Source organism: Terrimonas pollutisoli (assembly GCF_029360765.1).
GTDB classification, from domain to species: Bacteria; Bacteroidota; Bacteroidia; order Chitinophagales; family Chitinophagaceae; genus Terrimonas_B; species Terrimonas_B pollutisoli.
In genome coordinates this window covers 186,292-212,114 of the sequence record NZ_JARKNA010000002.1, presented here as the reverse complement: position 1 = coordinate 212,114, position 25,823 = coordinate 186,292, and the positions used below count along the sequence as shown (strand labels likewise).

Genomic DNA, 25,823 nt, shown 5'->3' with positions numbered 1-25,823 from the left:
CTTAAGATCAAAGACCTGCCTTAGCATGAAACGGGTTCGAATCTTTTTTCAGATCATACTTGTTCATTTAGTGCTGCTTTTTGCGGTTGGCCCGGTATTATCACAGGAGATCAGTTTCAATCGTGTTCCGCCACCCGAAGAAAAGCCCTGGCCATGGATACTTGGTATGACACAGGATAAGGAGGGGTTCATGTGGTTTGCAGGGACTGACGGGCTTTACAGGTATGATGGTTCCAGGATAAGTTTTTACAGGCACGAACCTTCAAATTCTAATTCAATTTCGTCAAATAGGCTTACCAGTATATATGCCGATAAATCCGGCATCATCTGGATCGGCAGTTTTCGCGGATTGGATCGCTTTGATCCCGCTACTGGCAACTATACACATTACCGTTACAAAGAAAAAGACCCCGCCAGTTTAAGCAATGATACTGTTATAACGATTCTTGAAGATCATGAGGGCTTTTTGTGGATAGGAACCGCAGAAGGGTTAAACCGCCTGGATAAACGAACAGAAAAGTTCACACGTTTTCAGTATCAACCGCATGATCCTGAAAGTTTGAGCAATAATTCAGTCAACGTTATTTATGAAGATAAACAAGGCGTTTTATGGATTGGTACAGGCGACAATTTTGCGAAAAATAATATCATCAGTAAAGAAGGAGGCCTGAACCGCATGGATAAAAAAACAGGTCGGTTCAAAAGATTTTTGTACGATCCGGAAGATTCTTCAAGTTTGATTGATAACAGGGTCGGCGCTATTTTCGAAGACAGTCATGGAACTTTCTGGGTAGGCACTGCCGGCGATGGATTACACACTATGGACCGTACAAGTGGAAACTTTGAACGGCATAGGTATGATCCTTCACGGCCTGATCAGTTGAGCCGCCCACCCGTGAATACTTCCTTCTCCCTGGCTGACGATATTATCATGTTTATTACGGAAGATGCCAATGGCGCCATCTGGATCGGGACACTTATGCAAGGCCTTACCCGCTATGATATAAAAACAAAAAAGATCTCGAATTACTATTCTGATTTAAAGCAACAAGGTGGCTTTAACGATCAAAGTGGCTGGTGTGCTTTTACTTCAAGGGAAGGTGTATTATGGATCAGCACCTGGCAGCGAAATATATTCCGGGTCGATCCGTTACACACTAATATCCCTCACTATGATGTACCTGGTCCTGTAGATGCCTTTCATGAAGGCAGCAATGGCGTTTTATGGATAGCCAGTGGTGCTTGGTTGGCAAACATAAGTGCGGATAAGCAAATCAGAAACATAAATATAATTGACTCATTTAGTAACATTATCGCTATCCGCAAGGGGCCTGAAAATAAGATCTGGCTTGCAGCAAGAGGAGGGCTGTTTCTTTTTGATACCCGTACCCGAAAGCTCAGCCGTTATCAACATGATTCAAAAGACACCGGAAGTTTGATCAGTGATGCTGTTTTAGTCCTTTGTGAAAACAAAGCAGGAAAATTATGGGTAGGTACTGAAGAAGGCCTGGACCAACTTGATCCCGAAACAGGCAAGTTCATTCATTTCCGGGGTGACCTGAATACTTTGGGTAACCTTAGGATCATCAATATATATCAATTATTAGAAGACCGCCAGGAACGCCTATGGATAGGTACATGGGGCTTTGGCGTAATCCGATTGGATCCAAAAACAGGGAAATTCAAACATTACCTGCGAGGAAGCCACATCTCCGGCATATTCCGGGATTCCGATGATGCATTATGGGTAGGCGCACAGGATGGTCTTTACAGGTTCGATCCTGGTTCAGAAACTTTCCTGGCCTTTACCGATCCGCAAACAGGGAAAATCATTACAAAAGTGTTGTCCATTGTGGAAGATGATCAGAAGTATCTCTGGATACTCACCCACTCTTTTTTGATCAGGCTTAGCCCCAGGCGTGATACGCTAAAGATCTATGGCAAAAGCTTTGGAATTAAACAGAGCAAGCGTTCTGAATTCATCAATGCGATTAAAACCAGGGAGGGAGAGATATTTTTTGGAGATGAACAGGGTGGATTTTATGCATTCTTTCCCGATAAGTTAAAGAGTAACGATTTTCCTCCACAAATAAGTTTTACAAATTTCTGGTTGGGAGAAGAGTCTATGCTTTCTACAAAAGACGGTTCATTGAATGCTTCATTAGGGATTGCAAAAGAACTTCGATTGAACCATAACCAGGATGTTTTTTCAGTTGACTATGCGGTGATGCATTATAGTAGTCCCGAAAATAACCAGCACTTTTTCAAGTTGGAAAACTACGATAAGAACTGGAGACAGGGAGGAACTGACCTTAGAGCATACTATTTTAATGTGCCGCCAGGTCGTTACGTCTTCCGGATAAAGGCCGCCAGTCATACTGGCGTATGGGCTGAAAAAAATATTACCATTATTATTGATCCACCCTGGTGGCGCACCTGGTGGGCATATTCGATTTACGGTCTTTTCCTGATCGGTATCCTGTATGCATTATACCTGTTTCAGAAAAACCGACTGATAAGGCGTGAGCAGGAAAAAGCAAAAGCAAAAGAGCTGGAGCATGCAAAGGAAATCGAAAAGGCTTATAAAGAACTTGAAAAAACACTAACTGATTTAAGAACAACCCAGCAGCAACTCATTCAATCTGAAAAGATGGCCTCATTGGGTGAGCTCACCGCCGGCATTGCCCACGAAATTCAGAATCCATTAAACTTCGTCAATAATTTTTCTGAGGTGAATAAAGAATTGCTGGTGGAAATGAAAGAAGAAATGGATAAAGGAAATGTTGATGAAGCAAAAACGATAGCAAACGATGTAATAGAAAATCAGGAAAGAATAAATCATCATGGCAAGAGAGCCGATGCCATTGTAAAAGGAATGCTTCAACACAGCCGCAGCAGTAGTGGCGTAAAAGAACCAACTGACATTAACGCTTTAGCTGATGAGTATTTGCGGTTAGCTTATCATGGACTGAGAGCAAAAGACAAGTCATTCAATGCAACTATGAAAACTGATTTTGATGAAAGCATCGGCAACATCAATATCATTCCGCAGGATATCGGCAGAGTAATTCTTAATTTAATAACCAACTCATTTTATGCAGTTACAGAAAAGAAAAAGCAAGCAAGTGATGGATACGACCCTGTTGTTTCAGTCAGCACAAAAAAGAGTAAGGATAAAGTGGAAATAAAAATAAAAGATAACGGCAACGGCATTCCTCAAAAAGTACTGGATAAAATATTTCAACCCTTCTTTACTACCAAACCAACGGGACAGGGAACAGGATTGGGTTTATCGTTAAGCTATGATATTGTAAAAGCACACGCCGGAGAAATAAAAGTGGAAACAAAGGAGGGTGAGGGATCAGAGTTCATTATCCGGTTACCAATGAAAGAGAATGTCTAATTTACAGTCATGAAAAACTTAGCTGCTACTCTGATAACTATTTTATCAATAACTGTTGCTGAAGCACAGCAATCAAATCAATTTTATATTGATAGCTTAAAAAATGAATTGACGATCGCAAAAGAGGATACTAATAAAGTACGCCTGCTTGCTGGGTTGAGTTATGAATATGTTGTTTCCTCCGCTGATACAGGAGTTGCCTATGCACAACAGGCTTTAGACCTGGCAAAAAAATTAAATTTTGAGGATGGAATTCTTGAAGCAGAAGGAGGTTTAGCTTGGTCTTTAACGATTTCAGGAAATTACCCGCTGGCCCTGGATCACAGTTTTAAAACACTTTCTCTTGCCAAAAAAATCAATCCTTTAAGAGTACCCTGGGCATATGCTCTTGTGTTCTGGTGTTATTATTATTTGGGGGAGTATAATACCTGTCTAAGTTATACTCGTGAATCTTTAAAATTAGCTGATACAACTTGGGAACTCCCTTACGCATGGAGAGATTTGGCCATGGTGTATCATCGCTTGAATCAACCTGATTCCGCCCTGCTATATGCAAAAAAAGCTTTCGAAAAATTGAACGGCTCATGGGCCGAAGGAAACATATCTCATGTTCTAGGAGATACTTATGCCGGCAAGTCCAATTATGATTCGGCGCTGTTTTTCTACCGGAATGGTATATCAGTTTCAATAAAAAATAATATAACAGATCTGATTGATAGCTATAATGGCATTGCCGGTGTATACAAGGCAACGAATAATTTTGATTCTGCTGCCTGGTATTCTAAAAAAGTATTGTCAGAAAAAATAGAAAAGAGGTATCCCATTGGCATGCTAAAAGCTGCAAATATGCTTGCCGATATTTATGGATCACAAAATAAACCTGATAGCACATTAAAATATTTAAGGATAGCGCTTAATGTGAAGGATAGCTTATTTAGCCGTGAAAAAACCATGGCTATTCAAAACCTTGCTTATAAAGAACAAGAGAAGCAGAAGGAGATTGAAGCCTCAGAATTAAAATATCGAAATCAGCTAAGAACGTATTCCCTGTTAGGAGGACTTATTGCCTTATTGGTAATAGCAGGAATATTATTCAGGAATAACAGGAATAAACAAAAAGCTAACGCTTTACTGCAGCAACAAAAAGAAAAAATAGAAAGTACTTTAACTGAATTGAAATCCACCCAGGCTCAACTTATCCAGGCAGAAAAAATGGCTTCGCTTGGTGAACTTACCGCTGGTATTGCTCATGAAATTCAAAACCCGTTAAACTTTGTCAATAATTTTTCGGACGTAAATAAAGAATTGATTGCAGAGCTAAAAACAGAAATTAAAAAAGGAAACATTGAGGATGTTAATTCAATTGCTGATGATATTGAAGCTAACGAAGAAAAAATAAGTCACCACGGTAAAAGAGCTGATGCCATAGTAAAAGGAATGCTCCAACACAGCCGCAGCAGCAGCGGGATAAAAGAACCAACCAACATCAATGCTTTAGCTGATGAATACCTGAGATTGGCCTACCATGGCCTGCGGGCAAAAGACAAATCCTTTAATGCCAGGTTTGAAACCGATTTTGACCCTGCTGTTGAAAAAATAAATGTGGTATCACAGGATATCGGGAGAGTTATTTTAAATTTAATCAACAATGCTTTTTACTCCGTTACTGAAAAAAGGAAACAACAGCCAGTTGATTATGAGCCAACCGTGTCCGTTCGCACAAGGAAACTACCCGATAAAATAGAGATTAGCATAAAAGACAATGGGAACGGCATTCCCCAACTCATCATGGAAAAGATGTTCCAGCCATTTTTCACTACCAAGCCAACGGGAAAAGGTACAGGTTTGGGCTTGTCCTTAAGTTACGACATCGTTACCAAAGGGCATAACGGCCTCATGAAAGCGGAAAGCAAGGAAGGAGAATTCGCAGAATTTATTATTCAGTTACCAATGTAAATTTTAAAAATGAAAATACTGGTAGTAGATGACGAAACAGATGTGAGGTCGCTGTTTGAACAACGCTTCCGAAAAGAGATCCGGAGCGGGGAAACGGAATTTGCTTTCGCTTATTCCGGCGAAGAAGCACTTAACTATCTTAACCATCATGTTCACGAAGCCGTTCTCATACTTTCAGACATCAATATGCCCGGCATGAGCGGACTTGAACTGTTGCGCCACATAAAGACCAGGTTTGAACAACCACCGCCCGTTGTGATGATGATAACAGCCTATGGCGATCCGGAGAATCATAACCAGGCCATGAAACTGGGCGCCGATGATTTTTTGACGAAGCCTATTGATTTTACTTTATTAAAAGAAAAACTAAAAATAGTTGCTCATGGCAAAAATATTGGTAGTAGATGACGAAACAGATCTGGAGGCGCTGATCAAGCAAAAGTTCCGGCAAAAAATACGGGAGCACAAGTATGAATTTGTTTTTGCTGTAAACGGCATCCACGCATTGGACCAGTTGCAGCAGCACACGGATGTGGATGTGGTGCTCAGCGATATCAACATGCCGGAAATGGATGGACTCACCCTGCTTACCAAATTAAACGAAACAAAACCGTTATTAAAATCAGTAATCGTATCTGCTTACGGCGATATGGAAAACATTCGTACCGCGATGAACCGCGGCGCTTTCGATTTTATTACCAAACCGGTAAACTTTGAGGACCTGGAACTGACCATGGAAAAAACGATTCGCCATGTTTCGCAAATGAAGGAAACACTGAGGGCGATCAAGGAAAACAATATACTGCGGATGTATGTGGATGAATCGGTTCTCAATTTTATGAACAGCCGGGAATATGAATCGTCACTCATGGCGAATGAAACGCTGGAAGCCACCGTTGCATTTATAGATATCTGCAGTTTTACCAAAATCAGTGAAAATGAAGACCCCGATACAGTGGTTAGCTTGTTGAACAACTATTTTGACGTAATGGTAAAAGAGATCATCGCACAGGATGGACATATTGATAAGTTTATCGGCGATGCCATCATGGCCGTGTTCAGGGGCGAGTATCACCTGGATCGTGCCATTGATGCCTGCCTCGCTGTCCGTTGTCAAATCGAAAAACTTCCCCAACAGACAAACAAAGTATCATTTTTTCCAAAAGTTTCCATTGGTATCAACAGCGGTGAAATGGTTTCGGGCAATATCGGGTCGGCCAATCTTCGGCGATTGGATTACACGGTTGTAGGTGACACGGTGAATGTTGCACAACGACTGCAGTCTGTGGCCGGGGATGGACAAATAGTTATTACCGAAGCGGCTTATGAAAAAGTAAAAGAGTCATTTAACTGCCGGCCAATAGGCGAAGTAAGTTTGAAAAACAAAGCCCATCCCATCCCGGCTTATGAAGTGCTGGGCTGACGAATTGATGAGCATCTACTCCTCCTGGCCCATCCACATCGCACCGCCTACTGAATCCCTTTTTGCTCCGGTAACTGTGGCCAATACATTCGTTTCTTCCCGCCAGCGCAGTACGGCGATCAGCGCCATGATCAGCGCTTCCTTATACTTCACCAATTTTTCATCCGGAATCATCACCTCTATATCCAGTTGCTTTAGGTGATCGTGTAATCGTTCCACCAGGAAGTTGTTAAAAGCTCCGCCACCAGTGCACAGAAGTTTAAGGCCCGAAGTTTGAAGTTTTAGGGTGTTGACTGATGCAATGGCATGGGTTACCTGCATTGCTATATGTTCGGAATAAGTTCGCAATGCATCAGCAGTGCTGCTTCCCGCATCCAGGATTAACGGATATACGATGTTAGTTCCAAAATCATTCGCCAGGGACTTTGGATATGCCTCTTTGTAGAAATCCAATCCATTCAATTTTGCCAGCAAAGCATTATCTACATTGCCGGATGCGGCCATTTTTCCGCCCTCATCATACTCCTTGCCCTCTCTGGCAGCCAACATGTTCAGCACCCGGTTAGCGGCACAAATATCAAATGCCAGGAAGCTTTCCTGGTTAAAAGAAATATTAGCAATCCCACCAATGTTTAAAAAATAATCATAATCACCCAGCAACAATTTTTCACCGATGGGAACGATTGGCGCCCCCTGCCCTCCCAATGCAACATCCATTGCCCGCAGGTCCGAGACAACAGGTAAACTGGTAGCAGCCGCGATAGCAGCACCATCTCCCAATTGAGCTGTCATTTTTTTAGCCGGCAGGTGAAATGTGGTATGGCCATGGGACCCAATCACTGCCACCTTATATTGCAATTGATGTTCTTCTACGAAACGGTTCACCTGTTGACCCAGGTAATGGCCGTAATCGGTATGTAGTAACTGGTAGTCCAGCGCATTTAATGTGACGGCATTTTTTAATTTATCGATCCAATTTGATGCATATGGATAGCAGTCGGCTGCTTTTATTTCATAACTCCATTTTCCGCCGTTTTCATGTATTTCTGCAAAAACGATGTCAAGCCCATCCAATGAACTGCCACTCATTAAGCCTATTGCCCTGTAGATCATTAAACTGATTTTAGATTAGATTTGCCAAAAGTAATGCGAAGAAAAGTTTAAAAGTTTAAGAAGTTCAAAACGTTCCAGAGGTTTTGGCAGCAGTTACAAACTTTTTATAGCGTATTAAATCTATTGAACCTTTTAAACCTTTTAAACCTGTGAAACTTCTGAAACCAAATACAGCAAGCAATGGTTATAAACTTAAGTGAGCAACACAGTCTTATCAGTAATTGGGTTGGCGAACTCCGGGATGTGGATATCCAGGCCGACAGGATGCGCTTTCGCCGCAACCTGGAAAGAATCGGTGAAGTAGCAGCCTACGAGATCAGCCAGGTATTGCCCTTCACTGAAAAAGAAGTGCAAACACCCATGGGAACAGCCAATTGCAAGGTTTTAGAACAACAGCCCGTATTGGCGACTATATTACGGGCAGGCTTACCGTTGCACCAGGGTCTTTTAAACTATTTTGACAAAGCCGACAACGCATTTATCTCCGCCTACCGCAAGCATAACCAGGATGGAAGTTTCGAAATTAGCCTTGATTATATTTCATGCCCGGAGCTGGAGGACAGGGTCGTCATCATATCGGACCCAATGCTCGCCACAGGTTCGTCGCTGGTCAAAACCATTCATTTTCTTAAAGAAGAGGGTCATCCAAAAGAAATTCATATCGTGGTTGCTATCGCCTGCACCGTCGGCATTGAGTATGTAAAAAGAGAAGATCCCCAGGTTACTATCTGGTGTGGTGATATTGACGATGAACTGACCGCCAAAGGTTATATCGTGCCGGGTTTGGGTGATGCAGGTGACCTGGCTTTTGGCGTAAAAGTGCAGATGTAGATTGCACATTTCGACTGGCAATAACAAGGTCAGTTTTAATGGTAGGGCAACTGGCCTGAATAATTTCCCGTTTTTTATAAAAAGCAGCAGCCGGGGTCTTTTGCGGGTCTTTTATTTATTGTATTTTGCCCACTCTATAGACAAATTGTGCAGGCAATCAATTTCGGGCAATTTTAAAAACGAGACAACGTTTATAGAATGCTTCCTGTCACAAATAACATGGTGCGTCTGCAGAGAAAAAACTTAATTGCTGAGATGAAAAAACTTCTTTTAACCCTGGCTATTTGTGCTTCATTGCTTACTGAGTCCCTTGGCCAGGATCCCAATTTTTCCCAATTCTTTGCTTCGCCACTTACTATGAACCCGGCTATGACGGGAAAATTTGATGGGGTATTTCGCTTTGCGTCCAATTACCGGAACCAATGGCCTACTATTAATAATGCTTACACTACGATGACGGCCTCACTGGATATGGGTATCCTGAAAAACAGGATCCCCGACTTCGATCAGTTTGGTGTTGGTATCATGGGTTACAGTGATAAAGCCGGTGATGGGGCATTGAATAGTAATTATCTCGGATTGTCCATCGCCTATCACAAAGCGTTGGATGAAAACGGCTATCACCAATTGGGTGCCGGTTTCCAGGGCACTTATATGAATAAACGGCTAAACACAGCCAAACTCTTATTCGAAGATCAGCTGACCTCGTCGGGGTTTACGGGTATCACCAATGAAAGCTTTTCGGCTCAGCAGGTAAACCTTAATTATTTTGACCTTAATGCTGGTTTTATTTATAACGGAACCACCAACGGTTATAATAATTTCTACCTCGGGGCTTCCATGTATCATATCAACAGGCCCAAAGAAAGTTTTCAAAAAGGCGATTTTGTACTGAATGCAAGAACCACCATACAGGGTGGTGCAAGAATACCAGTTGGCTCTTACAATTCGTTACACGTGGCCGCTAATCACAGCATGCAAGCCAAAGCTCACAACACGATGATCGGTGGTGCTTTTTCACTCAACGTCAATAATGATGAAGAAAATCCCACCAACTTTTATCTGGGCAGTTGGTACCGGTTTGAAGATGCCATTATCCCTTATGTCGGCCTGGAGTTTGGCGAATGGCATTTTGGAGCATCGTATGATGTAAATACTTCTTCATTAAAACCTGCCTCCAACTCCAGGGGCGGTGTTGAAATTTCACTGATCTATATTAAGAAACCGACCGACCCAAATGCGAAGAAGCTGAATTGCCCCAAATTTTAATTGACGTAATCAACTTCTCTTTTATCTTTCCCTTTAAAACCGAATTAAACTAATTGTCTGTATGCAAAAATGTTTTGTGTTGCTGTTGACAGCATTTGCTTCCATTTTATTTCAACAGGTAAATGCCCAGGATTCCACTCTCACGCAAAAAATGACAAATAATTTTTGTGTTGAATTTTCCAAAAAGGACTTTACCAAATTCAAAGGTGCTGAAATGGAAATTGGCCTCTTAATAATGCCCATAATAGAAAAGTATAGCAAAGAAATTGAAAAAGAATGGGGTCTTTCAACACAAAACGAGGAGGATTATGAAAAGATTAGTAGAAAGATCGGGCAGGAATCTGCAAGGGGGTGTCCAAAATTCGTGGAATTCATAAAAAATAACCTCAGTGAAATAAAAGATTCGGAGGAAGAAGAGGAGGAAATAAAATCGGTTTCCGGAGTTTTTCAGCGCATCGAAAACAATTTGTTTTCCATACTGGTTGTTAAAACAAAAACTGGCAAGGAAGAAAAGCTTTGGTGGTTTCAATTTTTTGACGGTTCCGATTTATTAATAGAAAACCCGGCAGCATTTAACCGGAAAAACATTACAGTGAAATATACAGAGATGGAGGTGTACGATCCGAAGTTAAAAGACTACCGGCCGATAAAAGTGATCCAATCACTGAAAACTAATTAAGCTACATTTCTAAATTTTCATCAGCAACGGTAAAAGAAACCAACAGAATAAGGTAATTAGTATTGCTGCTAAGATATTCATGACAAACCCCGCCCTTAGCATTTGCTTTAATTTAATATGACCACTGGCAAATACAATGGCATTAGGGGGTGTGCCCATCGGTAGCATACTTGCACAACTGGCGGCCAGTGTCATCGCAATTCCCAGGACCAGCGGATTCATGCCAATGGCGTCAGCCAATGATGAAACTACGGGAGCGAAAACGATCACCTGCGCCACATTACTCATTACTTCGCTAAGAAACATCGTCACCAACGTCACAATCAGCAATAAGATAAACTTATCTCCTGCAAACTGGGAAAGCCACTCTCCCAATTGCTTCATCAGGCCCGCATTTTCTAAACCACTAGCTAATGAAATGCCACCACCAAACAGCAGCAAAATCCCCCAGGCCATTTTATTAGTATCCGGCCACTCCAATATGGAATCTGAATTTTCGGATTTAGCCGGGCAAATAAATAAGGCAATGGCGCCTGTGATCGCTATTAATGTGTCGTTCAACTTTACATATGGTTGACTGATGTTGATCAGATCTTTGGTTATCCATAACAAGGCAGTTCCTAAAAATATAGCCAATACCCTTTTTTCATTGACGGAAACAGGACCTAGCTCAGCGAGTTCATCTCTTATCAATTGCCGTGTGGCCATATCCGACTTAATACGATTAGGGAAGAGCCATTTTACCATCACCCAGTATAAACAGAACAATAATAGAATAGCCAGCGGCGTGCACATCATCATCCAGCTAATAAAATCCACGGAATACGCATACTTTTTTTCGATATAGGCAACATAAGCAACATTAGGCGGCGTGCCGATGATAGTAGCAATGCCTCCTATATTAGAAGCATATGCAATAGCCAGCATAATGGTCAAAGAAAAATTAGCGATGTTGCCGCTGCCATTATTATTCTCTTTCATTACATGTATCACCGACAAGGCGATGGGGAACATCATCATAGTAGTAGCCGTATTACTCAGCCACATACTTAATAAACCTGTCGCCAAAATAAATCCCAGTACAATGCGGTCACCGCTGGTGCCGGTAAGCCGGATAATGTTTAACGCTATGCGGCGATGAAGGTTCCACTTTTCTATGGCAAGCCCCAGCATAAACCCACCCATAAATAAAAAAATAACCGGGTTGGCATAAGGTGAGGCCGCTTCTTCCATTGAGGATATTTTCAACAAGGGGAAGAGAACAAGCGGAACCAACGCAACCACGGGCATCGGTAACGCCTCCCCTACCCACCAGGTAATCATTAAGCCGGCAACAGCCAATACATTTACAGCTCCGGCATTTACACGGAAAGGATTGACGAAATAAAGAAATAAGGCAATGGTGACTCCGGCTAATAATGCAATGATCTTCGTTCTTTGCTTAGTGTTGGTTGTTGACAATCGGTATATTTTGGTTTTCAAGATACAATCTTCGAAGGAAAAAGTCATAGAGGACATACTAGTCAACAGGTCATTATCAATCCTGAACGATACTCATCTATTTGACGTTTATGATTACGTTGACTAATTGATTATCGGGGCTTACCACTCACAAAAGGATTTCCTTTTATATAATAACGGTAAGGCAACAAAGCATCTTCACCCGCATAGTCAACACCAATGCGTGGTGACGTTGCTATCTGATTTTTGGTATAGGCAAAGCCATCGTCCATCAAATAAATGGTACCGCTTAATAACGATGTGCCAGTATCATTTGTATGGATGCCTAATGCTTTGGAAACATTGCCCGGCCCTTTTGTCAATGTGTTATCTAAATCATTTTTACCGGTTCTGATCAGCATGTCCCTGATTCCCTTTACCGGCTCAAGTGAACGAATAAGAATCGCATGAGGTGTATCCGTTTCATGCGTCACCACATTAAATAAATGATGAATACCATAACAGAGATACACATAAGCAAGGCCACCATCGGCATACATGACTTCATTCCGTTTTGTTCTTCTCCCGCCAAATGCATGCGATGCTTTATCCGGGAAACCAGCGTATGCTTCACACTCTACAATACGACCGGAAGTAGTAATTCCATTTTTATGTGTTACCAATAGTTTTCCCATTAACTCTTCGGCTATTTGCAATACATCGTCTCTTCTATAAAAATCAAGTGGGAGCTTTTTCATGTTTTCATTCGTTACCGGTTATCAGTTTCATTGATCTTGTCTCTTGTGCCTTGTACCTCGTTCCTTGCACCTTGTCTCTTGTATCTTAATCCATTATATTTACCTCTCAAAAATAAGTCTTGCTAAAAGAAATTGTAATAACTATTCAATCCTGGACCGAGGCACATCGTTTCATTTCACAGCACAAGCTCTGGAAATGGGTAGTGATTCCCGGACTTATTTATACCGTTTTATTTATTGCGGCCATGTATTTTTTTGGCAAATCAGCTACAGCTGTCATTGAATACATTACGCATATTCTTCAATTGAGCAATTGGATTCAAAAATTTGAAAACAGTTTCCTGGGATTTCTTTTCACTTTCACCGGCGTCATACTTTGGCTGGTGTTATTACTTTTCTATTTTTCATTTTTCAAATATATCTGCCTGATCATCGGATCGCCGGTGTTTGCTTACCTGAGCCGAAAAACAGAGTTCATATTAGAAAATAATGATCATTCACCAACCTGGTCCGACATAAAATCCGAAGCAGCCAGGGGTGTTTACATAGCCATGCGAAATTGCTTCTGGCAAACCGTCTATCTTGTTGGATTGATTCTGTTATGCCTTGTTCCTATTATTGGCTGGATAACACCGCTCATTGTATTGGTAGTTGAATGTTATTATTTTGGTTTTTCTATGTTGGATTATGGTTTTGCCCGCACCAACTACACTACCAGCCAAAGCATCCAGTTTATCGGTAAGCATAAAGGACTGGCCATCACGAATGGTTTCTTATTTTACCTGATGCATTTGGTGATTCTTTTCGCCCCGGCATATGCCATCATCGCAGCTACATTAACTGTTCGCCAGGTAAAAACTACGTAGTATGCAAAACGCCAGTGTTTATTTGATCCCTTCTTTATTGGACGAAAATGGTCTTGAAACCATTCCTCTCTATGTGCTCGACGCCATAAAAAATTGCCAGGTATTTTTTGTTGAAAATGAAAGAACGGCCCGGCGATTCCTGAAACAGTTGTGGAAAGAAATGGTGATCGATGAATATGAATGGTTCCCCATTCATAAAGCTGAAGAAGAAGCTGTTCAAACGTTCAGGCAAAAATTGAAAGACGGAAAAACGATTGGTATTATCAGCGAAGCCGGCTGTCCTGGTGTTGCTGATCCTGGTCAACTGCTGGTAGCTGCAGCACAGGAAATGAATGTAGTGATAAGACCTTTGGTGGGTCCGAATTCTATATTGTTGGCTTTAATGGCTAGCGGCATGAATGGACAGCAGTTTCGGTTCGTAGGTTATCTTCCTATCGATAATCAACAAAGAATGCATTACGTCAGGGAGATGGAAGCTGATTCGGCAAAGAAAAACTGCACTCAACTTTTTATAGAAACGCCCTATCGAAATAACCAATTGCTGGAAACTTTGGTGAAAACCTGCAAACCTTCAACTAAGCTTTGCTTGGCGGTTAATATTACGGGTGAAAAAGAATGGATAAAAACGAAATCTGTTGCTGATTGGAAAAAAGAAAAGATCGACATTCATAAACAACCTGCTATATTTCTTTTGTTAGCTAACTAGTCTCATGTTAAGTTTATTATGTCGTAAACAGTTCCAACGAAGCCGCCAGGAACACTAAGAAAGTACTTTGTGGGATATACGTCGGCATATGATTACCATAACACTTGTGATAAGCCTGCATGTGAACGTCTCTGTGCCCCTGTGTCTCCGTGACGCTGTGTTCCATAATTTTCTAATGACAAGAATGGTTTGAACCACCGAGGCACAGAGGCACTGAGACACAGGGAGAAAAAATAATTCAATAGTTTTTTCTAATGATAAGGCGGTAATTGAAAATCTCCGGGCCTCCTGGTGGATACGTTAGCTTGTGATTAACATAACACTAATATCCTTTTTCAGGATCACGCATCGAAATGATGCTGTCTACGATATATCTTGTATTACCCCGCCATGGAATGACGCCGTTGTACTCTTTATAATGCAGATCAAAAATCTTTCCGCTATTCACCTTTAGTACATCGAAGATCTTTTTGTCTTTGATGGAAAACTCAAATTCATTTGACTGGATGGCTCCGGCTGTTTTGCTGCGAATACCTTCCTGTATCAGTTTTCCTTCATAGGTTTTAAATAATTGTCCTTTACGCACTGCAAAATTCAAATAGCCTGATTTAACACCATCGCTTGTATAAGGATAATAATATTTCCAGTAAATGTATCCTGTAAGGGCCAGAATCAAAATAATAACAAACGTTCGAAAAACCTTCTTAACACCTGATGTCCTTCGTTTGCTTTCAGCTTTTAGCTGTTCCATAAGCCGTAATTATTTATAACAAAAAATTTGTCGTCTTAAACAGATTATTATTATACATTTGTGTCTCAATTTACAATTTGTTTGTAAACGTGAACAATATTTTGACACATACGAAGCAAATGGCATTTCATGCACCCATTACTACTGGTGTGTATGCTGTAGGCTATGATCTGTTTACTTTTTGTCGCCCCCGACGCCGCCCTGAGTGCTGACAGGACGAACCACTTACCACGGCCCCTGTCAGTGAATGTTTCTCCGGAAAATGTATCAGGACTGGTCATCCGCACAATATTCAATTCTTTTCAACGTGGACAATCAAGAGATCATCATTCGGGTAGCTACCCAGGATGACAAAAAATATTCAACTATCATTACCGATGAAATGGAGTCTTCGGCAAAAGCCCGGGGCACAGGTATTGCCAAACGCAGTCCTGAGTACATCGAAATGAAGATTGATGAAGGTAAAGCTGTAATTGCCGTTACCAAATCCGGCGAGTGGGTGGGATTTTGCTATATCGAAACCTGGAGTCATGGAGAATATGTTGCCAATAGTGGCCTTATCGTTTCTCCTGCTTTCAGAAAGAGTGGTGTAGCTAAGTCGATCAAACAAAAAATATTTAACCTCTCCCGTCAAAAATATCCTGAAGCAAAAATATTTGGATTGACAACCGGCCTTGCCGTTATGAAGATCAATTCAGACCTGGGTTATGAACCTGTTACTTATTCGGAGCTTACACAGGATGAAGCTTTCTGGGCTGGCTGCAAAAGTTGTGTGAACTACGACATATTGATGAGCAAGGAAAGAAAAAACTGTATGTGCACCGCCATGCTTTTTGATCCGAAGGATCATTATGAACCCGAAGAAACAAAGGAGTATTTCAAAGAGAATGTAAAAGGCTTTGAACGCCTGCTTCGCTTTAAACAATGGAAGCTCCTGCGGCCTTTCCTGAAAAAAGAAAAACCGGGCAGCAACAACAGCAGCGGGGGCAGTAAGCTGAAAGCATTGTTTCATCATTTTTTCAATTTCTAAAAGCGAGTAATTACTAAGATGTCAAAAAAAGTTGTTCTTGGATTTAGCGGTGGTTTAGATACTTCTTATTGTGTAAAATATTTGAGTGAAGAAAAAGGTTATGAAGTTCACAGCATCATTGTCAATACAGGTGGTTTTACTGAAGAAGAGTTAAAGCAAATAGAAGCGCATGCCTATAAGTTGGGCGTTGCTTCGCACAAGACAGTGAATGCTGTAAAAAGTTATTACGACAGCATTATCAAATACCTTATTTATGGTAATGTTTTAAAAAATAACACCTACCCCTTAAGTGTTTCTGCCGAAAGACTGAGCCAGGCCTTACACATTGCTTCTTATGCCGGCGAATTACAGGCTGATGCTGTGGCACATGGAAGTACTGGCGCCGGCAACGACCAGGTAAGGTTTGACATGATCTTTCATATCATGATTCCCGGTGTTGAGATCATCACTCCTATCCGCGACCTGCAATTGAGCCGTGAAGCGGAGATCGAGTACCTGAAAGCAAAAGGCGTCGACATGAATTTTGAAAAAGCGGCTTACTCTATCAATAAAGGATTGTGGGGAACGAGTGTGGGTGGCAGAGAAACACTTTCAAGCAAAGGGATGTTGCCGGAAGAAGCCTGGCCGACACAAGTCACCAGCACGGGCAGCGAAGAAGTGGTGCTACATTTTGAAAAAGGCGAATTGAAAAAAGTAAATGGGCTTTCTTTCGATCATCCGTCAGAAGCCATTCAATATTTACAAAAAATGGCTGGCCCTTATGGCATTGGCCGGGATATACATGTTGGCGATACCATAATCGGCATAAAAGGTCGTGTGGGTTTTGAAGCAGCTGCTCCGATGGTTATTTTAAAAGCACATCATGCTCTCGAAAAACATGTGCTCACCAAATGGCAGCTAAACTGGAAGGATCAATTGGCACAATTTTACGGCAACTGGTTGCATGAAGGTCAAATTCTTGATCCGGTGATGAGAGATATAGAAGCATTTTTAGAAAACAGCCAGTGCAATGTTACCGGTGATGTATTTGTTCAACTACTTCCTTATCGTTTCCAGGTAATAGGTATTGAAAGCAAATACGACCTGATGAATAGCAAATTTGGCAAGTATGGTGAAATGAACACTGGCTTTACCGGCAATGATGTGAGAGGCTTTAGCCGCATATTTGGCAATCAAACTATGATGTATCATTTAGTAAAAGAAGCGGCCTCCCCAAACCCCTCCCAAGGAGGGGCTTAGCATAACACAGACCCTGATAAGCGGTGGTGCTAATTAATTTTGAATTTTTTTGATTTACAAAGAGGATATGGCAAAAAAAGAATCTATAAAAAGCGAGGTTAGTGCACAGGTGGTCCCGACTGTTCGTCGGGGTCGGGAGGGGGCCATAAAAGTTGGAATTATTGGTGGAGCAGGTTATACTGGTGGCGAACTCATACGTTTATTGATTCACCATCCGGATACCACTGTTTCTTTTATTCATAGTCGCAGTAATGTGGGTAAACCAGTTCACGCTGTTCACCAGGATTTGATTGGTGATACAGATCTGAAGTTTACCGGTGATTTAAGCAATGACATTGATGTGCTCTTTCTTTGCTTAGGACATGGAGAGTCAAGAAAGTTCTTGTCTGAAAATAAGATTGACGAAAAAATAAAGATCATTGATCTCGCCAATGACTTTCGGTTAGTCCAAAGTTCACAACTGGGCGATCGTTACTTTGTTTACGGTTTACCTGAATTAAACCGGGAAAAGATCCGCTCAGCTCACAATATTGCCAACCCCGGATGTTTTGCTACTACCATCCAGTTAGGATTGTTACCGCTTGCAAAGGCTGGTTTGCTGGATGAAATTTATACAACAGGCATTACCGGATCTACCGGTGCGGGACAATCATTATCGGCTACCTCACACTTTAGCTGGAGGGCCAACAATATACAGGCTTATAAAACGCTTACCCATCAACATTTGGGTGAAATTGGCGAATCACTATTGCAATTGCAACCCGATTCTGATCTTGAGCTTAGCTTTGTACCCTGGAGGGGCGATTTCACGAGAGGAATTTTTGTAAGCTCGACCATTCATTGCGAACAGAGCCTGGAAGAGATGACAGCATTATTCGCCGACTTTTATAGTAGCCATCCGTTTACCCATATTAGTCATGATCCTATTTTCTTAAAGCAGGTAGTAAATACCAACAAGGCCGTTATACAACTGGAGAAGGTGGGCAGTAAACTGGTAGTGCATTCTGCGAGTGATAATTTATTAAAAGGCGCCAGCGGACAAGCGGTACAAAATATGAACCTGGCTTTCGGTCTCGATGAAACTGCGGGCCTCAAATTAAAACCACAAGGTTTTTAGCAAATGAAATATCTGCTGCAACATAATATTATTACAAAAAGCAGCCGGATAGGATTAGTTTGCAATCAAACAGCCTGGCATCTTTCTTCTAAAAAATATTCTTTCCAATGGCTGATTGGAAAAGGACTGCTTAAAAAAGTCTTTATCCCTGAACATGGGCTTTTTGGGGAACTGCAGGACCAGGAAAAACTAGATAACACTTCAGCTTATCGCCAGTTTTCCGAAAAAGTTGAGTGGGTATCACTATACAGTAGCAATGAAACTTCATTAACTGCTTCGGCACAGCAACTCGCAGGAATTGATACATTAATTATCGATCTGCAGGACACCGGCAGCCGTTATTACACTTTTATTACTACCATCTGGTTATTGCTAAAATCGATTACACTGCATCATCTCGAAATAAAAATTATTGTTCTCGATAAACCGAATCCCGCCGGCCGGCATGTAGAAGGAACAAGAATGCCGAAATCACATGCATCTTTCATTGGATTGGAAGGCCTGCCTCACCGGCATGGTCTTACAATTGGGGAGTTGTGCCGTTATTTTAAAAATAAACTGGAAGCCGACTGGGAGCTGATCATCGATCCGATTCGTGAAAAGGATTATGTATTTATTTCTCCTTCACCTAATATTCCATCACAACAGGTTTGTTCACTTTATAGTGGCCAATGTTTGTGGGAAGCCACCAATATCAGTGAAGGCAGGGGAACCACGTTGCCTTTTGAATTGATCGGATCTCCTTTTTTGGATTGGATATTCCTGGAAGACTGGAACGATATCGGGCACCCGACCTTTAATAAGCATGTAGTAATAAGACCTACAAAATTTATCCCGGCATTTCACAAACATGCGAATAAGACCTGCAGCGGGCTTCACCTGATGCTGAATAATGAAAAAAAATATCATTCACTTTCTCACAGCCTGCGACTAATTAAGTATATCAAAGAAAAAACGCCCGAGTTTGGCTGGATAGAGGGGAAGTATGAAGCGTTTAATGATAAAACAGCGATTGAATTACTTACCGGCGATCAGCTGATACTGGACTATTTTGACAATAAGTCACAATGGAAAGAAGTAAAAACAAAAATACAGGACGAAGAAGCCACGTGGATCAAAGAAGCTTCACCCTTCCTGGTATATAAACCCTCTTTGCAACAATTGAAAATTAAATAAATGAATTTATTTGACGTTTATCCCATCAATGAAATTACTATTGTAAAGGCCAAAGGCTCTTATGTTTGGGATGATAAGGGCGAACAGTACCTTGACCTTTATGGCGGACATGCCGTGATCAGTATCGGACATACTCATCCGCATTGGGTAAGACGTATTGAAGAGCAATTAGAAAAGATTGCTTTTTATTCCAACTCCATACGCATCCCATTGCAACAGCAATTGGCTGAGAAATTGGGAAAAGTATCTGGCAAAACAGATTACCAGTTATTTCTTTGCAACAGCGGCGCAGAGGCTAATGAAAATGCATTGAAGCTTGCATCTTTTCACAATGGCAAAAAGAAGATCATTGCTTTCAATAAGGCGTTTCATGGCAGAACATCTTTAGCCGTATCAGCAACTGATAATAAAAATTATGTCGCCCCTGTTAATGAAACCGACAATGTGATCTTTCTTCCATTTAATGACGGGAATGCACTGGAAGAATGTTTTGCGAAAAACGGCAAGGAAATTTCATCAGTAATAATCGAAGGCATACAGGGCGTTGGTGGCATTAATGTAGCAGAAGAAAGTTTTCTGAAAAAAATCCGTAGCCTTTGCGATAAATATGGCGCTGTCTATATTGCCGATAGTGTACAATGTGGTTATGGAAGATCGGGCAAATTTTTCAGTCACGACTTCGCCGGCGTAAATGCTGATATCTACAGTATGGCTAAAGGCATGGGTAATGGGTTTCCCGTTGCAGGAATTATTGTTGCACCACATATCAAGCCAAAGCATTTTCAACTGGGTACTACGTTTGGCGGCAATCATTTGGCCTGCGCTGCAGCACTGGCTGTGCTGGAAATAATTGAAGAAGAAAAGCTGATGGGCAATGCGGTGATGGTTGGTAAATACCTGAGAGATGAGTTGAATGCAATACCCGAAATAAAAAATGTTCGTGGCCGGGGATTGATGATCGGTTTTGACGTTCCGGAAGATTTGAAGGACCTGAAGAAAAATTTATTGTGGGAACAAAAGATATTTACCGGTGAGGCCAAGCCCAATGTAATTCGTTTATTGCCTTCGCTGGGTTTGAAAAGAAGAGATGCTGAACAATTTATTGAATCATTAAAAGAAGAAATACAAAAACTGGTTCCCACTCCAACCCCCGTTCATTAAAGATGAGAAATTTTATTTCCGTTCATGATGTAAAGGACATCAGCACTTTAGTAAAACAGGCCTTAACTTATAAATCAGATCCGTTCAAGGATAAAACACTTGGTACCAATAAAAGAATTGGTTGCCTGTTTTTAAATCCCAGCATGCGCACCAGGCTGAGCACACAGATTGCAGCACAAAACCTGGGAATGGAAGCTATAGTTTTCAACGTGGGAAGCGAAGGCTGGCAACTCGAGTTTGAAGAAGAAGCGATCATGAGTGGAAATACAGTGGAACATGTGAAAGATGCTGCTCCTATCTTCGGAAAATATTTTGACATACTGGCCATCCGCACATTTCCATCTTTGAAAAACCGGGAAGATGATTACAGCGAGTTGTACATGAAGCAATTTATTAAATATGCAGGCATACCGGTGGTGAGCCTTGAAAGTGCAACATTGCACCCACTTCAAAGTTTAACAGACATCATCACTATCCAGGAGCATCTTCTGAACTCCCCTTTAGGGGTTGGGGGTAAACCCAAGGTCGTATTGACATGGGCACCTCACGTTAAACCTTTACCACAATGTGTTGCCAATAGCTTTTCGCAATGGGTGAATGCATGGGGCAAGGCTGATTTTGTAATCACTCACCCGGAAGATTATGAGCTCAGCGAAGAATTCACCAAAGGCGCTACTATTACTCATAACCAGGATGAGGCATTGAAAGATGCGGACTTTGTGTATGTAAAGAACTGGAGCACCTTTAATGACTATGGAAAAATTTATGAAAGCGATCCCCGCTGGATGCTAAGCAATAAAAAGTTGGAACTAACCAACAATGCTAAGGTGATGCATTGCCTGCCGGTAAGACGAAATGTGGAATTAAGTGATGAAGTGCTGGACGGGAAAAACAGTATTGTTACACAGGAAGCATCTAACCGGGTATGGGCGGCACAAGCTGTACTTTCAGAGATATTACGATCAAATGGATAAACTATTTATTATAAAGATTGGTGGCAATATCATTGATGATGAAAAAGTGCTTTCATCATTTCTTAAAAATTTTGCCTCTATTGAAGGAAAGAAAATATTGGTGCATGGTGGCGGAAAATTAGCTACCAGGCTGGCGGAAAAATTAGGTGTCGAACAACAATTGGTCGATGGCAGAAGAATAACCGATGCGGAAACATTAAAGATCGTAACGATGGTGTATGCCGGCTACATCAATAAAAATATCGTGGCACAGCTGCAGGCCAATCAATGCAATGCGATGGGTCTTTGCGGCGCTGATGGCGATGCTATTCTGGCCCATAAAAGAAAGCACCCGATTCTTGACTATGGCTTCGTTGGTGATGTAGATGCTATTAATGCAGGTTTGCTCACCAGCCTGCTTGATCAGAATATTGCTATTGTCTTTGCACCTATCACCCACGATCAGCAGGGACTTTTATTAAATACCAATGCTGATACCATTGCACAGGAATTAGCAAAAGGGCTGAGTGATCATTTTGATGTCAGCCTGATCTATTCTTTTGACAAAAGTGGGGTGTTATTGAATGCTGATGACGACAGCACCGTCATTTCAGAAATCACACCAACCTACTACAAACAACTAAAGGCAAAGCAAAAAATTTTCGCAGGCATGATTCCTAAACTGGATAATGCTTTCACGGCACTGAACAGCGGCGTAAAAAAAGTGATCATTGGTAAAGCTGAAAATCTAAGTGAGTTAATAAGCGGTTCATCCGGAACAACTATTGTAAATGAGTAACAATCTGCAACTATTACAGGACGATGCTATCAACCTGTTGAAAGAATTAATAGCCACTCCTTCTTTTAGCAAAGAAGAAGATGAAACAGCCGGGATCCTTTGCCGGTTTATCGGTTCAAAAGAAATTGAGCATGCAAGGGTTGGGAACAATGTTTATGCATTAAATAAATACTACGATGCCAACAAACCCAGCATTTTGCTCAACTCCCACCACGATACCGTGAAGCCCAATAAAGGCTACACGTTTGATCCGTTTAGCCCCTTTGAAAAAGATGGAAAATTATTCGGCCTGGGTAGCAACGATGCTGGCGGATGCCTGGTGTCGCTGCTGGCAACATTCCGCCATTTTTATGACAGGAAGGATACAAAATATAATGTTGTATTTGCAGCAAGTGCTGAAGAGGAAATAAGTGGTGTCAATGGTATTGAATTGGTATTACCTTATCTCGGCAAAATTGATTGTGGCATTGTCGGCGAACCAACCAAATTGGAAATGGCCGTTGCTGAAAGAGGATTGATGGTAATAGATTGTACGGCTGAAGGACGTTCCGGACATGCTGCACGCAACGAAGGTGAAAATGCTTTGTACAAAGCGGTGGATGATATTGAATGGATACGCAATTATAAGTTTGAAAAAGTGAGTCCGTTGCTGGGCGAGTCAAGGCTTACTGTCACAGTCATTTCTACGGAAAATGTGCAACACAACGTGGTACCTTCTCAATGCAAATTTGTGATCGATGTACGGGTAAATGAGTTGTATACTTTTGACGAAATACTGGATGCGTTGCAAAAAAACCTGAAAAGCAAGTTCAAGCCGCGTACAACGAGGATGAAATCTACTTCCATCTCCTTAGATCATCCACTGGTAAAAGCAGGTATTAAATTAGGCAGAGGTTATTACGGTTCACCTACTACTTCCGACAAAGCATTGATGCCCTTTTCCACCTTGAAGATGGGACCTGGTGATTCAGCAAGAAGTCACACTGCTGATGAATATATTTACATCGACGAGATAAAGGAAGGAATAGAAACGTATATAAAATTGGTGGAAGAACTGGTGTAGTTAACTGCTACTAGTTTCCTGTCTGCCCGTACAAGGAACTATAACCAGTGTGAAATACAGAGTACGAAAATAAACAAATTCATCCTCCGGGTTGAAAATACCTGGAATGACTTTTCGGATAAAGAAACCGGGAACCAGTAACCGGAAACTGGAAACTATCTACGTATGAAACTTTGGCAAAAAGATAAAGCATCCCTGAAGGAAGTAGAAACGTTCACTGTTGGTAAAGACAGGGAAATGGATATGTATTTGGCAGCTTTTGACGTGCAGGGTTCATTGGCGCATATAGCCATGCTGGAATCGGTTGGCTTGCTGACTAAGGATGAACTCAGTCAATTACAGGCTGAACTAAAAAACATTTACAGGCAGATACAAAACGGCGATTTCCGGTTGCAGGATGATGTGGAGGATATTCATTCCCAGGTTGAATTATTATTGACGCAAAAGCTGGGTGATGTCGGGAAAAAAATTCATTCTGCCCGCAGCCGCAACGACCAGGTCCTGGTTGACGTAAAACTTTTTCTTCGCAATGAATTGGAAGAACTGGTAAAAATTATTCAGCCTTTTTTCGATTTGTTGCAAACCCAAAGTGAAAAATATAAAGCATATCTTTTCCCGGGCTATACGCATTTACAATTGGCCATGCCTTCGTCTTTTGGCCTATGGTTTGGTGCTTATGCCGAAAGCCTGGTGGATGATACGGTCACGATCAGGGCTGCATATGATGTGGTGAATAAAAATCCGCTGGGATCAGCTGCAGGTTATGGTTCTTCTTTTCCTATCAACCGGTCGATGACAACAAGATTGCTGGGCTTTGCGGACTTGAACTACAATGTAGTCTATGCGCAAATGGGAAGAGGTAAAGCCGAAAGAATTGTTGCCCAGGCTTTGGCCAACGTAGCTGATACTTTGGCTAAACTTAGCATGGATGCATGTCTTTACCTGAACCAAAATTTTGGTTTCATCAGTTTCCCTGCAGAGCTGACTACGGGCAGCAGCATCATGCCGCATAAAAAAAACCCGGATGTATTTGAATTGATACGCAGCCATTGCAATCGCATCAAATCATTGCCCAATGAAATAACAATGATGACCACCAATCTGCCTTCCGGTTATCACCGCGACCTGCAACTATTAAAAGAACATTTATTCCCTGCATTCAAACAACTGAAGGATTGTATTGAAATGGCAGGGCTGATGTTATCAAATATTGATATAAACACTGACATTCTAACCGACGAAAAATATAAATATCTTTTCAGTGTCGAAGAAGTGAATAAACTGGTGCTGTCAGGCATCCCCTTCCGTGATGCATACAAACAGGTTGGGATGAATATTGAATCAGGCAACTTTACCTATACCACCGCGATCAATCATACCCATGAAGGGAGTATCGGCAATCTTTGTACGGAAGAAATAAAAAAACAGATGGAAACCATCATCACTAGTTTTCCTTTTGAAAACATAGAAAAATCTATGAAGAACCTACTCCAATAATTCTGTTGCTACCACTAGCAATCGAAAAGTTTTAAAAGTAATCGGCACCTATTATTCCGGCCTGGTAAATTCTAAAACCGTTCTTGTAATACCAAATAAATTTTTACTTATTTGAATTTTCTTATAGGGAATATCTGATCTGAGTGAATTAATTGGTTGATCGTTTAAATTCATAAAACAAACACCAAAATAATTTTCATCACTGCACCATGTCCACGTTCCAACTGAATCTACGATAAATTCTGGACAGTTTTCTACCCTAAATTTTTCATCCCTTGATAAAATCATTTTACATGAATCAGAAACTTTAAGATTCATGGTATGAAAAATTGCTGTCGTATCAACATAGCTTAACTTGTAAACTCCTGAAATCTCTTTGTTATGCTTCTTGGTTTCCTTCTCATAAGTTATAGGTGAAAAAATTAAATCAGCCCCGATAAAAATTGATAACACTAAGAAGAAAAGAGAAACTTTCTTAACCCTTAAAAAATAGAGAATAATCGCAATCAACAATAATATAAAAAATAGATACGTCCCAAGCTCCCTAAATGCAGTACTGTTCATTTGAAATAAGAATTTAAGTCAATAGTTCT

The 25,823-nt window shown here is 41.2% G+C and carries 23 protein-coding genes; 18 read left to right on the top strand and 5 right to left on the bottom strand.

Annotated elements, in window-relative coordinates; translation table 11 throughout:
* Positions 1-25: 25 nt before the first annotated feature.
* Genes P2W73_RS04925 through P2W73_RS04910 form a run of 4 tightly spaced genes read left to right on the top strand, consistent with a single transcriptional unit; the run spans position 26 to position 6,782 of the window.
* Positions 26-3,403 carry a sensor histidine kinase gene (locus P2W73_RS04925; RefSeq protein WP_276500883.1) on the top strand — a complete coding sequence of 1,126 codons (3,378 nt, stop codon included), beginning with the start codon at positions 26-28 and terminating at the stop codon, positions 3,401-3,403.
* Positions 3,404-3,412: 9 nt separating this feature from the next.
* Entirely contained in the window at positions 3,413-5,359 is a 1,947-nt protein-coding gene (locus P2W73_RS04920; protein ID WP_276500882.1) for a tetratricopeptide repeat-containing sensor histidine kinase, read from the top strand.
* A gap of 9 nt (positions 5,360-5,368) precedes the next feature.
* Positions 5,369-5,767, top strand: a complete 399-nt coding sequence (locus P2W73_RS04915; protein WP_276500881.1) for a response regulator — start codon at positions 5,369-5,371, stop codon at positions 5,765-5,767.
* A complete protein-coding gene (locus P2W73_RS04910) occupies positions 5,742-6,782 on the top strand; it encodes an adenylate/guanylate cyclase domain-containing protein (RefSeq protein ID WP_276500880.1) in 1,041 nt (346 codons plus the stop codon). Before P2W73_RS04915 ends, P2W73_RS04910 begins: the two co-directional genes overlap by 26 nt.
* Positions 6,783-6,797: 15 nt before the next feature.
* On the opposite strand, the gene P2W73_RS04905 is transcribed toward P2W73_RS04910, so the two are convergent.
* On the bottom strand, positions 6,798-7,895 hold the full coding sequence (locus P2W73_RS04905; protein ID WP_276500879.1) for an anhydro-N-acetylmuramic acid kinase: 1,098 nt from the start codon (positions 7,893-7,895) through the stop codon (positions 6,798-6,800).
* 180 nt (positions 7,896-8,075) lie between these two features.
* Between P2W73_RS04905 and upp the strand changes: the two genes are divergently transcribed.
* The 3 genes from upp to P2W73_RS04890 all read left to right on the top strand — a co-directional run bounded on the left by upp (position 8,076) and on the right by P2W73_RS04890 (position 10,674).
* The gene (gene upp / locus P2W73_RS04900; RefSeq protein ID WP_276500878.1) at positions 8,076-8,726 is read left to right on the top strand and encodes a uracil phosphoribosyltransferase; all 651 of its coding nucleotides are present in this window, start codon (positions 8,076-8,078) and stop codon (positions 8,724-8,726) included.
* Between the two features lie 255 nt (positions 8,727-8,981).
* Positions 8,982-9,995 (top strand): PorP/SprF family type IX secretion system membrane protein, encoded by a 1,014-nt coding sequence (locus P2W73_RS04895; RefSeq protein ID WP_276500877.1) that lies wholly within the window; start codon positions 8,982-8,984, stop codon positions 9,993-9,995.
* Positions 9,996-10,056: 61 nt separating this feature from the next.
* A complete protein-coding gene (locus tag P2W73_RS04890) occupies positions 10,057-10,674 on the top strand; it encodes a hypothetical protein (protein WP_276500876.1) in 618 nt (205 codons plus the stop codon).
* A gap of 9 nt (positions 10,675-10,683) precedes the next feature.
* Here P2W73_RS04890 and P2W73_RS04885 read toward each other — a convergent pair whose 3' ends face one another.
* Positions 10,684-12,135, bottom strand: coding sequence for an SLC13 family permease (locus tag P2W73_RS04885; RefSeq protein ID WP_276500875.1), 1,452 nt, complete (start codon positions 12,133-12,135; stop codon positions 10,684-10,686).
* A 131-nt stretch (positions 12,136-12,266) separates the two neighbouring features.
* A complete protein-coding gene (locus P2W73_RS04880) occupies positions 12,267-12,872 on the bottom strand; it encodes a DNA-3-methyladenine glycosylase (protein WP_276500874.1) in 606 nt (201 codons plus the stop codon).
* A gap of 119 nt (positions 12,873-12,991) precedes the next feature.
* Between P2W73_RS04880 and P2W73_RS04875 the strand changes: the two genes are divergently transcribed.
* Together P2W73_RS04875 and P2W73_RS04870 are read left to right on the top strand one after the other, a co-directional pair.
* Positions 12,992-13,738, top strand: coding sequence for an EI24 domain-containing protein (locus tag P2W73_RS04875; protein WP_276500873.1), 747 nt, complete (start codon positions 12,992-12,994; stop codon positions 13,736-13,738).
* A 1-nt stretch (position 13,739) separates the two neighbouring features.
* Positions 13,740-14,444 carry an SAM-dependent methyltransferase gene (locus tag P2W73_RS04870; RefSeq protein WP_276500872.1) on the top strand — a complete coding sequence of 235 codons (705 nt, stop codon included), beginning with the start codon at positions 13,740-13,742 and terminating at the stop codon, positions 14,442-14,444.
* 322 nt (positions 14,445-14,766) lie between these two features.
* Here P2W73_RS04870 and P2W73_RS04865 read toward each other — a convergent pair whose 3' ends face one another.
* Positions 14,767-15,195: a hypothetical protein gene (locus P2W73_RS04865; protein WP_276500871.1), complete on the bottom strand. Its 429-nt coding sequence runs from the start codon at positions 15,193-15,195 to the stop codon at positions 14,767-14,769.
* Between the two features lie 307 nt (positions 15,196-15,502).
* Between P2W73_RS04865 and P2W73_RS04860 the strand changes: the two genes are divergently transcribed.
* The 9 genes from P2W73_RS04860 to argH all read left to right on the top strand — a co-directional run bounded on the left by P2W73_RS04860 (position 15,503) and on the right by argH (position 25,230).
* Positions 15,503-16,225, top strand: a complete 723-nt coding sequence (locus tag P2W73_RS04860) for a GNAT family N-acetyltransferase (protein WP_276500870.1) — start codon at positions 15,503-15,505, stop codon at positions 16,223-16,225.
* A gap of 18 nt (positions 16,226-16,243) precedes the next feature.
* Positions 16,244-17,464, top strand: a complete 1,221-nt coding sequence (locus tag P2W73_RS04855; protein WP_276500869.1) for an argininosuccinate synthase — start codon at positions 16,244-16,246, stop codon at positions 17,462-17,464.
* Between the two features lie 67 nt (positions 17,465-17,531).
* Complete coding sequence (argC, locus tag P2W73_RS04850) at positions 17,532-18,581, top strand: N-acetyl-gamma-glutamyl-phosphate reductase (RefSeq protein ID WP_276500868.1); 1,050 nt, start codon at positions 17,532-17,534, stop codon at positions 18,579-18,581.
* A 3-nt stretch (positions 18,582-18,584) separates the two neighbouring features.
* A complete protein-coding gene (locus P2W73_RS04845; protein ID WP_276500867.1) occupies positions 18,585-19,757 on the top strand; it encodes a DUF1343 domain-containing protein in 1,173 nt (390 codons plus the stop codon).
* On the top strand, positions 19,758-20,918 hold the full coding sequence (locus P2W73_RS04840) for an aspartate aminotransferase family protein (protein WP_276500866.1): 1,161 nt from the start codon (positions 19,758-19,760) through the stop codon (positions 20,916-20,918).
* A 2-nt stretch (positions 20,919-20,920) separates the two neighbouring features.
* Positions 20,921-21,892 carry a Rossmann-fold NAD(P)-binding domain-containing protein gene (locus P2W73_RS04835; RefSeq protein WP_276500865.1) on the top strand — a complete coding sequence of 324 codons (972 nt, stop codon included), beginning with the start codon at positions 20,921-20,923 and terminating at the stop codon, positions 21,890-21,892.
* Complete coding sequence (gene argB / locus P2W73_RS04830; RefSeq protein ID WP_276500864.1) at positions 21,885-22,670, top strand: acetylglutamate kinase; 786 nt, start codon at positions 21,885-21,887, stop codon at positions 22,668-22,670. The genes P2W73_RS04835 and argB overlap by 8 nt, the downstream gene beginning before the upstream one ends.
* Positions 22,663-23,733: a M20 family metallo-hydrolase gene (locus P2W73_RS04825; protein WP_276500863.1), complete on the top strand. Its 1,071-nt coding sequence runs from the start codon at positions 22,663-22,665 to the stop codon at positions 23,731-23,733. Before argB ends, P2W73_RS04825 begins: the two co-directional genes overlap by 8 nt.
* A gap of 165 nt (positions 23,734-23,898) precedes the next feature.
* Positions 23,899-25,230, top strand: coding sequence for an argininosuccinate lyase (gene argH / locus P2W73_RS04820; protein WP_276500862.1), 1,332 nt, complete (start codon positions 23,899-23,901; stop codon positions 25,228-25,230).
* 51 nt (positions 25,231-25,281) lie between these two features.
* Here argH and P2W73_RS04815 read toward each other — a convergent pair whose 3' ends face one another.
* Entirely contained in the window at positions 25,282-25,794 is a 513-nt protein-coding gene (locus P2W73_RS04815) for a hypothetical protein (protein WP_276500861.1), read from the bottom strand.
* Positions 25,795-25,823 lie beyond the last annotated feature (29 nt).